The 12,195-nt window shown below is 45.9% G+C and carries 7 protein-coding genes and 1 pseudogene; 3 read left to right on the forward strand and 5 right to left on the reverse strand.

What is annotated here, in order from left to right:
- Positions 1-2: 2 nt before the first annotated feature.
- Together strainIA91_RS03910 and strainIA91_RS03915 are read right to left on the reverse strand one after the other, a co-directional pair.
- Positions 3-1,181, reverse strand: a complete 1,179-nt coding sequence (locus tag strainIA91_RS03910; protein ID WP_400167819.1) for an MFS transporter — start codon at positions 1,179-1,181, stop codon at positions 3-5.
- Positions 1,178-2,146, reverse strand: a complete 969-nt coding sequence (locus strainIA91_RS03915) for an ROK family protein (protein ID WP_400167820.1) — start codon at positions 2,144-2,146, stop codon at positions 1,178-1,180. Before strainIA91_RS03915 ends, strainIA91_RS03910 begins: the two co-directional genes overlap by 4 nt.
- Before the next feature lie 354 nt (positions 2,147-2,500).
- Between strainIA91_RS03915 and strainIA91_RS03920 the strand changes: the two genes are divergently transcribed.
- Positions 2,501-4,291, forward strand: a complete 1,791-nt coding sequence (locus strainIA91_RS03920) for a glycoside hydrolase family 9 protein (protein WP_400167821.1) — start codon at positions 2,501-2,503, stop codon at positions 4,289-4,291.
- A 690-nt stretch (positions 4,292-4,981) separates the two neighbouring features.
- On the opposite strand, the gene strainIA91_RS03925 is transcribed toward strainIA91_RS03920, so the two are convergent.
- The 3 genes and pseudogenes from strainIA91_RS03925 to strainIA91_RS03935 form a co-directional block, all read right to left on the reverse strand.
- A complete protein-coding gene (locus tag strainIA91_RS03925) occupies positions 4,982-5,188 on the reverse strand; it encodes a four helix bundle protein (RefSeq protein WP_400167822.1) in 207 nt (68 codons plus the stop codon).
- A pseudogene (locus tag strainIA91_RS03930) lies at positions 5,160-5,279 on the reverse strand (four helix bundle protein); the annotation flags it as partial. The pseudogene strainIA91_RS03930 and the gene strainIA91_RS03925, both read right to left, overlap by 29 nt.
- 289 nt (positions 5,280-5,568) lie before the next feature.
- Entirely contained in the window at positions 5,569-6,534 is a 966-nt protein-coding gene (locus strainIA91_RS03935; RefSeq protein WP_400167823.1) for an ROK family protein, read from the reverse strand.
- 337 nt (positions 6,535-6,871) lie between these two features.
- Between strainIA91_RS03935 and strainIA91_RS03940 the strand changes: the two genes are divergently transcribed.
- Together strainIA91_RS03940 and strainIA91_RS03945 are read left to right on the forward strand one after the other, a co-directional pair.
- Entirely contained in the window at positions 6,872-10,024 is a 3,153-nt protein-coding gene (locus strainIA91_RS03940) for a carboxypeptidase regulatory-like domain-containing protein (protein WP_400167824.1), read from the forward strand.
- 15 nt (positions 10,025-10,039) lie between these two features.
- Positions 10,040-12,190 (forward strand): hypothetical protein, encoded by a 2,151-nt coding sequence (locus strainIA91_RS03945; RefSeq protein ID WP_400167825.1) that lies wholly within the window; start codon positions 10,040-10,042, stop codon positions 12,188-12,190.
- The last annotated feature ends 5 nt before the right edge of the window (positions 12,191-12,195 follow it).

The following is a 12,195-nucleotide window of genomic DNA, read 5'->3' on the forward strand; positions in this document are numbered from 1 at the left end:
TATCATTCCTTTTTTGTTTGAGCGTTAAAAATTCCAAAGGCAAGACCAAACATGATCACAACACTGAGTATGAGCATCAGCGGGTAATAATTGATTCCAAACGAATTGGTGAGAATGCCTGTCAGATAATTCAGAAGGGTATTTCCCAGCAGGGCAATCACCAACACGAAGCTAAAGGCGGATCCGCTTAATTCGGGATAGCGCTCACCGACTTTCGCCAGAACCACCGGAAATCCGGCGGAAAAACCCAATCCCAACAGAATCAGTGAAAAAGCAGCCGTTATTGCCGGTGCAGAATAGAGAATTGCCGATCCGGTAAGCTGGAGTCCGATACTGCCCATGAGAATTAAAGTAAAACAAATATAGAGAACTTTCACGGGAGACAATTTCCGAAGTGCCCAACCCAGGATCAATCGTCCGACGGTTATAGCAGCTACCAGAAAGGTGAGAAACATCACGGCATGTGTCCGGGCAAGTCCCACATGATCATGGGTGAGGTATGCAGCGGACCAGTTATTGGCCATGCCTTCCAAAGCACTTTCAAAAAACAGGATAAATCCCAGTCCGATCAGGATACCATCCTTAAAAAAGGATTTCAACCGGGAAATGGGAAATTTATCAGCATGTTTAGGCGGGGGAAAGGGAATGATCAGAAAATAGAGGATGGGAATGATGAGAAAGAACGCCACAAAACGGATAACCTGTGCCAGGGTCCAAATTTTAACCAGTAATCCGGTTAATAAAGGCATTCCCAGGGCTCCGATCCCATAAAAGACACCTAAAAGGCTCAGGGCGGAACTTTTATTTTCTGTGTTGATATCGGAAACCATGGCATTGGTTCCGCCGTTGATGGCTCCACCGCCTAATCCGATAAGGAAGAAGGCGACCTGAACAGGTAAAAGAGTCTCTGTGGCCACCATCATCCAAAGTCCTGCCGATACCAGGAGCGTGCTGATAATCAGCAGATATTTATAACCAAAACGGTCGGCAAAAGGTCCGAAAACAAGGCTCCCTGCGAGGATGCCGGCCGGCAGTAAAGCGGCCAGGCTTCCCAGCTGGGCATTTGTCAGTCCGAATTGTTCCGATAGAAAAGTATTCACCGTACCTAAGGAAATCATCACAATTCCAAATAAAAGCATTCCTGCATAGGCTGCCAAAATTTGCAGCATGGATTTTTTCATGATTGGCTCTCCTTTACATGTTTATCAAAGGGCAGGGCAGCAGCACCAAATAAGGCTGCATTTCCCTCTAACGCCGATGCTTTGAGGGTGACCTGCCGAATAGCAATAGGTTGTGCCCACTTTTTGGCTTCCTTTAGGATATCAGGCAGAAAGCGGACAGCCGGGCCGAAAACGCCGCCGCCGAAAATGATGATTTCCGGGTTGAAAAGACTTACATAGTTGGCGGCTGCCATACCCCAGAGTTCTATGGCCTGATTCAGAACGAAACGACTTAGGGAATCCCCCGCATCATAATGAGCAAAAATATCCTCTGATTTTGGTGGGTTGGGTTGTTGCCTGAAATATCCCTGATATTCCGGATTTTCATCCAAATATTCTTTTGCACTTCGGGAAAGACCGTCTCCGGATGCGTAGTATTCAAAACATCCCATCTGTTTGAATTTGTCCTTGTAGGGACGTTCCAAAGCCATCCAGCCCGTTGCACCGGATATAGCCCCAAAACCGCTTAATACATGACCATCCACCATAATTCCAGCACCGATCCCTGTCCCAACAGTGATAAATACAGCGTTTCTGGTTTCGGTTGCATTACCGTACATCGCTTCTCCCCGAAGACAACATGCCCTGTCGCTATCGGCATATATCGGAATATCTTTTAAAACCGGATAGTTTTTTAATAGGGAGACCAGGGGAAGTTCATCCCATTCAGGGATATTGGGTGCCCAAACCGTTTCACGGTAAGGACCTGCAATACCCGGGACACAGATTCCTACGCCGGCCAGATCACCATCTTCTGTGTTCACACGATCTGCCAGCCGTTGTATGGTCTGCCGGATCAGGTCAACCACTTCAACACCGGAACGACCGGACAGCAATTCATAGTGTTCGGAGAGTATTTTTCCCTGCTCGTCTATCAGGGCGCCTTTGACTTTTGTCCCACCCAGATCAACGCCAATGGATTTCATGGTTTTCCTTTCTCTGAATCTGCAGATTAACAATAAAAAATCTCCGGAAACTTCCGGATCCCGCAACTTTTTTAAACCGGAAAGGATGAGTAAGTGCTTTTGCTTCCCGGAATTAACACACTGTCACTGAAAATTCCGGTAAACTTAAATTATCTACATTGGAACAATCTGTCAAGGAAAATGTCCCTGCCGGTTATCACGGTTCGAAAACGGAATAAAATAGTGTGGAAAGGTTGAATGGATGGTCATATATTTAACGGCAATCTTCAGTTAATGATTTTCCATCGTCCTCAACAGGGTTCAGTGCTCTTTGAACTGATTTGTGAACAATACTTATAAATATGAGGGATACTCATGAGACGTATACTACATCTTTTTTTATTGCTTGGGATGTATCTGGTAAGCCTGAATGGGGCTTCAGAGTTTGAGGCTTTTTTCCGGATAAATCAACTGGGCTATCACGCAGAAACTTTAAAGACGGCTGTCCTTTTCTCAAATCAAGATTTATCAGATCGAACTGTGGAAATCAAAACAAAAAAGCTCTTTCAGAAAACGGTTTTGAAAAGACAAGTAACACACAATGAGGGGGCTTTCGGACAATTCCCTTTTCATTACAGAATCGATTTTACCCAGTTACAGGAACCGGGAGAATACTGGATTGAACTGTCAGGGACGGATATCCGATCCCATACATTTTTTATCAAAGAATCGGGGACATATTCTGAAGCCCGAGAAAAGATGCTGGGATACATACGGCAGCAGCGATGTGGATATAATCCTTTTCTGGATGAGGCCTGTCACACAAAGGATGGAAGGACTGCCTATGGCCCGATGCCGGATGGAACCTTTGTCTATGTTTTCGGTGGCTGGCACGATGCGGCAGATCTGCTGCAATATATGATGACCAGCGGGAATACCATCGGCAGACTTTTACTGGCCTACAGTGAAACGGGGGTTCGGTTTCACGATGAGGTGAATGCCTTGGGTCAGCCATTCCCAAATGGCATTCCGGATATTCTGGATGAAGCAAAATGGGGGTTGGACTGGATGCTGAGAATGCATCCGGAGCCGGATCAGCTTTTTCATCAGATAGCCGATGACCGGGATCATATTGGATTTAAATATCCTTACAAAGATTCATCGGATTACGGATGGGGACCTGAGAGTTACCGGGTTGTGTATTATGCCACCGGTAAGCCCCAGGGGCTGGGAAAATTTACCAATACCTCAACCGGACTGGCAAATTTGGCCGGCCGGTATGCTGCTGTCATGGCCCGGGCGGCCCGAATCTGGAAAGAAGACCTGAATCAGCCGGGACAGGCGGAAATTTTCCTGAAAGCCGGGAAAGAAGTCTACCTTATGGGTAAAAAACAACCTGGAAGCCAGGAGGGAGTTCCCCATAAAGCCAGTTATCGATACCATGAAACCACCTGGGCTGATGATATGGAATGGGGCGCTGCGGAATTGTTCCTTACAACCGGGGATTCCAGCTATCTGGAAGAAGCGAAAAAATACGCCCTGCAAGCCGGGACCGATTCCTGGTTTGGGAAGGATACAGCCCGGCATTATGAATACTACCCCTTTATGAATGTAGGCCACTATGTGCTTCATGGATGTGTGGAAGAGGATTTTCAGGATACGCTGGAAGATTTTTACCGGAAAGAACTGAGAGCGGTTCAGGAAAGGGCTGAAATCTATCCCTGGAATGTGGGACACCCCTTTATCTGGTGTTCAAACAACCTGGCTTCTGCACTGATCGTTGAATCCATTCTGTATGAACGTATGACCGGAGACTCACAATTTCGTCAACTGGCAGCCGATACACGGGACTGGATATTTGGAAAAAATCCCTGGGGCGTAAGTCAGGTTATTGATGTGGGAACCGTGACATCCCAGAACGCACACGGGTCTATGCTGAGTCTGGAGGGAATTAAAACTCCAGGTGGCCTCCTGGACGGCCCCCTCTATCTCTCCACACATAAATTACATCACGCTTATATTCAAATTCCGGAAGAAGAACCCTACAAAGCCTTTCAGAGTGATATTGTAGTCTACCATGATCTGATCGGAGATTATGCCACCAATGAACCGACCCTGGATGGAACGGCGGAAGCATTGTTTATGATTTGCCTTTCGCATGAATAAGAGAGTATGCAGGGACCTCGCTGCCTTCGGTGTTCAGTAGCCGCTGCGTGGTATTCCAACGCCTGACGGCGTTCAAACCCCATTTCATGGGGTTCAAGCACCTCACTGCGTTCGGTGTTCAATTCCGGATATGCGGATTTCAACGGGTGATTTCTTTTTTGAACACTGCGTAGCGGTGCTTGAATGCTGAGCGCAACGAAGCAATTGAACAGCACGAAGTGCTGCTTGAATTCTTGATCGCTGATGTGCAGCGTTCAATTCCATTATCTTCCATAAGCTGATATCTTGATACAACTGCCGCAAAATTTAAATGAGGACTGTATTAAATGGATTAAATAATCCAAATCATCATATATATGATTAACAATATTATCTTGCATTGTGTCACATTTTGTTGTATCTTACCCCCGGGGTGGGGGGCGCTACCTAAACGAAATCATATATCTCCTCTCTCTTATAATCCTGGTGCTAAATCAAATAAATCGCCAATTCTATTAAAGAAGTTAGAAAGTGGAAGTTGGAAGTTAGCGTCGCTGCGCTCCTGGGGTTTCAATCAAATCAATCTAATCAATCCCCCAATCTCCCCAATCCCCTCATCACTGTTGACTGCCGACTGCCGACTGTCCACTGTCCACTGTCCACTGAAAAAGTAACGCGTTACGCGTGACAAGTGGGTTTGAGGGAAGGCATTTATTGGCGGGAAAGGTATCGGATGAGGCCGATAGTCATGTTTTTGATTTCAAGGATTTTTTTAAAAAATGTTTCTAATAATTCTTCCGAAATATATTCGAGATGATGTGAGATGATGAGTTGTGTCTCCAGCTCCGAAATACTGCCCGGGCAACATATAAAAAATAGATATCTCTTTACAAGAATTACATGCAGAGCCTTCAGCAATGTTAGATGGAAAAGAAACAGCAGATCGTCGCATGTGATGGATCATACCATATTTCTCATCATCTGGATATGCTTTCGTAATCCTGAATATCTCTGTAACTCATGCAATACTTCTTTTCCAAACATCCAAATCTTTATGCGATTTCAAAGCAAATCCCCATTTTACACAATTAACTAACACACACTAAAATTCATCACATTAAACAATAGTTACCCCACAAAAACCACTTGTGACTCGTCACTCGTCACACGTCACTGCCTTGTCCCATTTCACGGGGCAAGCAAACCAATCAATCTATTCAATCGAATCAATCGACTTTCCGACTTTCGACTGTCGACTTTCGACTTTCGACTGTTGACAGTCCACTGCCCACTGCCGTCTAAACATCTAAACTCTCAATAAACGCCAGCCGGGCGGCACCGATAAGACTCCCGGACCCGCCAAGTGTTGTAGGTTCCAGGCTGACACTTTTCAGGCAATAGGGTTGAGACCATTTGGCCATTTCTTCCCGGATGCGACTGATAAACTGAGTCGCCGGACCAAAAAGACTCCCTCCGATGATCACTTTTTCCGGATTGAGCAGACTGATCATATTGGCAATCGCCATTCCCCAGAATTGGATAGCCTGGTTGATAATACTGATGGCGATAGTATCCCGCTCTTTATAGGCGTTAAAAATATCCTGCATATTCAGTTGCTCACCTTTGGATAAAAGGACACCCTCATAACCGGGAGCATTGTTGATGAGATCTTTGGCGATTTTTACAAGCCCGTTTCCTGAGGCGTGATATTCAAGAAATCCACTGGTTCGGTATTCAGGATGAAATGAAGGCGATAATGCCGTCCATCCTGCAGCACCGGCAATATGATCATTCCCCCGAAGGATTTGCCCATCCACCAGCAATCCGGCATAAATACCGGCACCAATATGAAGGTAAACCATATTCCTGATGCCCTTGGCATTCCCCTGCCAGGTTTCCCCTAAAATACAACAACAGCGATCTGCCATGATATGAATTGATGTCTTCGGAGGGAAAAGTTCAATCAATTTCTCCCGAATGGGAAATTTCCGCCATCCGGGAATGTTGGGGGCCCAGATTTCTCCGGTAACATCATTATAAATACCAGGGACCGAAACACCGGCGTAGCGGACTGCAATTCCGTTATCCCGGGCCTGTTCATCAACAATGGCAATCTGATCCCTGATACATGCCAATACCTGAAGTCCTGTCCGCTCGGAATAATGCTTTTTCCGCCTGAAATACCACTCGCCGTCTTTATTGACAACAGAGACGGAAACGGCATCGGAACGGATATCCACAGCCAAAACATAGTCAATCATCATCTATCCTGAATTTGTGTGTCAAAGTAGGACTTCATAGCGAATGAATCAATTGTTATTTATAAAGGCAATCCTGTACATCAGGTTGGAAAATCAATTTCATTGCTTTTTAAAATTTGCTGTTGACACAATGATGAAATCCCAGTATTTTAAAAAAGATCTGCTTCAATCCATTTGTTGCCGGTCACAATTCTAAAAAACGAATCCAACTAAACACACAGATAGTACCGGAATACGCAACTTTGCTGTCTGGGAATGTTTCAGGACCATTATCATGTAACTGAAGATTGCATGAGGTGTGATCATTGACAATGATTAATCAATGAGAATTGGAGTATGTATGAAACCTAAAAGTCGTAGAACTGTGTACCTGTTTCTGTTTGGCATATTCCTTGCCGGCATTTTGCATGCCGCGTCAGGTAAGGTAACAGGCAGGGTGTATGATACACAGACAGGTGAACCCTTACCGGGTGCCAATGTGATGATAACCCATCAGGAACTCAATGATAAGATGGTGCCGCTGGATGATGTCCTTGGCGCAGCATCCGGGGAAGATGGTGTTTATTTTATCCTGAATGTCCCTCCCGGAACCTATACAATTTCAGCGAGAATGGTGGGATATACTGAATTGAAGAAAGAGGGGGTCCGGGTGAATATGGACAGAACCATCACGGTGGATTTTCCTCTGGAACAAACGGTTTTGGAAATGCAATCGGTCACCGTCACGGCTGAAAGGGAAGTGGTTAGGGCCGATGTGGCTTCCAGTCAGGAAATTGTAGATGCCGACAGAATTGATGCCATGCCGGTTATGAGGATGGATGAATTTATTGGCAGTATGAAAGGAATCGAACTGGTTGCCGGAGATGAAGGAACCGGTCTGAGTATCCGGGGTGGTGATATTCGTGAGACGGATGTCCAGATTGACGGAATCAGCTCCCGGGATCCCCGATCCGGGAATGCCTATCTGGCCATCAATGCCTCTTCTGTGGAGGAAATGCAGGTGATGACCGGTGGGTTTGAAGCGAAATACGGTGGTTTTCGAAGCGGACTAGTGAATATTGTGACGAAAGACGGTTCGCGGGAACGCTTTTCCTTTGCCGGAAATTTCAATTATACACCGGCCGGTCAGAAACGCTACTTTGGCCAAAATCCCTGGGATGAGGATTTTCTGATTTACAGGATTTTTGCCGATACAACCGAAAACGGATGGGCCTACATTGGTACCCGGGATGATACCAGTGGATTGATTCCCAATGAATTTCAATCCTTCAAAGGGTGGGAAAACAGCCGGGAAGGACGGGCCAATTATGAGATTATCGGACTGGATGCCAAACTTACAGCAGAACAAAAACGACAGTTGTGGCTCCTCCAGCATCCGACCAATGAAATTTTCAATAAACCGGATTTCTATATGGAAGGGACACTGACAGGACCTGTGCCCGGGGCCTGGATTCCTTTTTTGGGTGAAATATTTGAACGCTCCACCTTTATGCTGGCCGGAAAATATGAACAATCCCAATTTGCCTATCCCCTGGGTCCCCGGGATGCATACCGCGATTGGAATACACATCTTAAAATTACCACCCGGTTAACCGAAAATACGAAAATCTCCATGAATGCCATGTATGCACGGGTGGAAAGTAACAGCAGCAGCAGGCCATCAACAGCAGGGGGCGTCCTCCAGGATAATACCCTCAGATATGGTTACCTTAACAACAATAACCAGTCTACCAATCAACAGGCCAGAATTCTGGGAGGCAATCTGGAGAATATGTTTAACCGGAGCCGTCTCATGTATCTTGATCAGGATTGGTTCCTGGGAGGCTTTAAAATCAATCATACCCTTTCTCCCAGGGCTTTCTTTACACTGGAAGCCCAGGCAACCTATCAGGACCATGATGTATACAGCATGAGTGCCGATACCTCCCTGGACAAATCCTGGGTAAAGCTGGATTCAGGGTTGTATGTCCTGAATTATCCCGAAATCGGGACACCCGATGCTTCCACAAACTGGGGTAAAGATATTACAGACTATTTTTGGATTTATGGCGGCTTGCAGAATGTGGATTCTTCCTATTCCATCAATTCTTCAATCAAAGGGGATCTGAAAGTACAAATCGGCAGGAACCATGAAGTGGAAACAGGATTTGTATTTAACTATACCCATTCCAAAGTTTATGCCGGCACCTGGCTTCAGTCGAAAAAGATGTTTACTCCCGATACCTGGCAGTACTATACCATCAATCCTATTGAAGCAGCCTTATACATTCAGGATAAGATGGAATTTGAAGGACTGATCGCCATGATCGGCCTCCGGGGGGATTATTTCAACCCCATGCGGAAATCCTATAAACTTTCCCATCCCTTTGATCCCGATTATGCGGCGTTTTATAATCTGGTGTATGAATATATTCCCGGCGATTGGGGTTCTTATGAGCGGTGGAAAGTATTCAGGGATATGCTGGACGAACCGCCGGGATGGCCCACAAAGGGAGTAGAATCCCAGCTTAAGCTTTCTCCGCGTCTGGGCGTGTCTTACCCCATTACCGTGGGTAGCAAAATGTACTTTAATTACGGGCATTTTTATCAAAGGCCGTCCTATTCATTTCTCTATAACCAGTCCATTGCCGTGGACTATGCCAATATTCCTTCACCGGGACTTCCTTTTGGAAAAACGGTATCCTATGAATTTGGATATGAACAGCAACTCCTGAAGCAGTACCTCTTTAATATCGTTCTCTATTACAAGGATGTGAAAAATGATCCATTGCCCCGGACCTTTGTGAACTACTGGGAAGATTATGCCATCACCAAATATTATCCGGATGCCTTTTCCGATGTCAGAGGAATCGAACTCCGTTTTGAAAAGAATTACGGAAAATGGTTCACCTTCTGGGCAAATCTGGATTACATGCTGAGAAGCTGGGGACAAAGTGGTGTACGCTATGTCTATGAAAACCAGGTAACCGCCCGTGAGGCAAACCGATCTGCCAATATTTCAACGGTGGAATCTTATCCCAAAGCGGATATAAGTCTTACCTTCCATTCACCGGAAAAATTCGGCTTCCCCATGATGGGGATTTATCCTCTGGGTGGATGGCATTTGAATTTTCGTGGCAACTGGGATGATCGTGGAGAGATTGTCATCAAGCAGGATATGGTTACCGGTGAACAGTATAAGGCGGATGTGGTGGATTACACCAATGTTGACGCCAAACTGACCAAAGATATCTATCTTGGTGGATTGACCTGTGAAATTGGTGTGACGGTTTTTAATCTCCTTAACCAAAAACGCCTCTATATTGGTGGCATGAATACAGCTCAGTATTCCCGCTATCAGGAATCCCTCAAATTCCCCTTTGAAGAGGGCGAAGAACATGGGGATGATAAATGGGGCGAATGGGATAAGGAGCATATCGATACCGGATGGTTCGACGCACCAATATTCCTGAATCCCCGCCGGATAGTTGCCAATATTTCATTCAGTTTTTAAATCATCGGGGGTTATATGAAACACATATTCACAAAGTATCTCAATATTTTCTTTTCCATTCTCCTGGTATCGCTTTTTCTGGCGCCTGACCTAATGGCCCAGAAAAATTTTACCGGACAACCTATGTTTATCAATGTCAATAAGATTAACCTGACAATGAACAAGGTCAATGGAGAAGGACAGTTTACCAACCAGTACAGCTGGATGCTGACAGGTACAGGGCCGGAACAGACAGAGGAATGGTACTATCCTGCTGATACCTGGCATTCCCAGATGCTGTACCAGATTTTTAATCCTGCCTGTCCTGATGATAACGGATTTACAGATGAAACGGGACAGCACAAAATCATTCCCTACAAGTGCGTGAATCAGGGAAAAAATGACTATTCATGGGAAAGAAGACGTTACCGGACACCCTATGTAACTGTTGATGGTATCCGTCAGAATCAGGATTACACCTGGGATGTGGATCCGGATTTAAACGCTGATATCGTCGCTGAATGGGAAGATATCCTGAGAGCCTACGGTATCCGGAGCAGGGTACAGGTCTACGCATTCAGCAATCCAAACCATCAGGATTACATCATCTATAAGGCGACGTATAAATTCACAGGTGAAACCATGCGGCCTATCGAAAATCCTGATTCCTCCGATTTCTTTCCATCCCAATCCATGCGTTTATGGTGGCCCATTTCTTTCAGTTTTGGTCCGAGTAAAGCCGGTGAATATATGGCTCACTCCTATTTTGCCTATGAAGGGGAAGATGATTTGGACAGCTGGTTTGCCGCTCCTGTCACACTTGCTTCCGATGCTCCACGGGACAGTCTGAAAATCGCCTATTACTGGGATGCCAAGACACCCGGCGGAGAGGTTTATAAAAACAAGACTCTTCCGGATACTGTGATTACATTAAGTGCTGATGACACCGGTGATCCGGACCGGCAAACAGGCCATCTTCATTCTCCCCAGATTCCAGGATATGCCCTGCTGTTTTCTTCAAAAAACACCTTTGATCTGACGGCTGATGACGTGTCCCAACCTTATGCCATTCCCCATGCGGATATTGTAAACGACTTTTGGGGCAGAGGTGATCTGGGGATCCGGGATACCTATATTGGAGAGGATAACCGGGGCAGGTTCCCCCTGGATCCTATTACCGAAGGATTTATTGCTGCTTCCGGTAAACAAAAAGGTCCCATGCGTTTTATTACTATCGGCCCCTATGATCTTACACTGGATCATGAACAGAATATTCAGGATTCAATCTGTGCCGTGTATGCAATTGGTGTAGGTTCTCTGTCCTGGGAAGCCGCAGATTCTGTTGGAAGGGCCTGGTTTAACGGGGAAATATCCGATGCAGAAAAAGAAGCGGCGATTCTGACCGGTAAGGATTCACTGGCGGAGGTTATGAACCGGGCATACTGGGCGTATAAAAACGGGTTGAATGTCCCGGATCCGCCGCCACCACCTGATTTGGAAGTGACTAGTGATGCAGACCAGGTGATTGTTGAATGGTCTTATCCCGATGCCGGATATTATCATGATCCGGATACTGGTGTAGATGACTGGTATGCCTGGAGGATTTACCGCAAACGGGGAGAAGCAGCCGTCGGAGCACCTTCTGAATTGGTTTCCAAGGAACGTTGGGAACTGATCTATGAAACCACAGACCGGAATGAAACCCAGTATATCGATACAGATGTTACCCGGGGTGTTTCTTACTATTATGCCGTCACGGCCATGGATGATGGTAGTCAGAACACATTCGGACTCTATCCCGGCCAGAAACTGGAAAGTTCACGGTATGCAAACCGTTCACAGCTACCGGCACGGCCGTTCAAAGCCGGATTGGCGACATCAAAAGAGGTCCGGGTGGTTCCCAATCCCTATACGGTGGATGCAGGCATTCTCAATTTCCCCGGCGGAAGCAATCAGCTGATGTTTGCCAGACTGCCTTACAAATGTACATTGACTGTTTATACTGAAACCGGTGATGAGGTAACACATTTTGACCATATCGGGACCGACCAGGTGATCTGGGATCAGAGGACAAGTACCAATCAGTATATCAGTACGGGTATTTATATTCTTGCCGTCACAGATGCTGAAGATGTGGATGGAAATAAACTGGATGACCAGTTCGTGAAATTTGTGGTTATCCGATAAAAGGA

It is taken from the genome of Candidatus Neomarinimicrobiota bacterium, from assembly GCA_041154365.1.
GTDB classification, from domain to species: Bacteria; Fidelibacterota; Fidelibacteria; order Fidelibacterales; family Fidelibacteraceae; genus Fidelibacter; species Fidelibacter multiformis.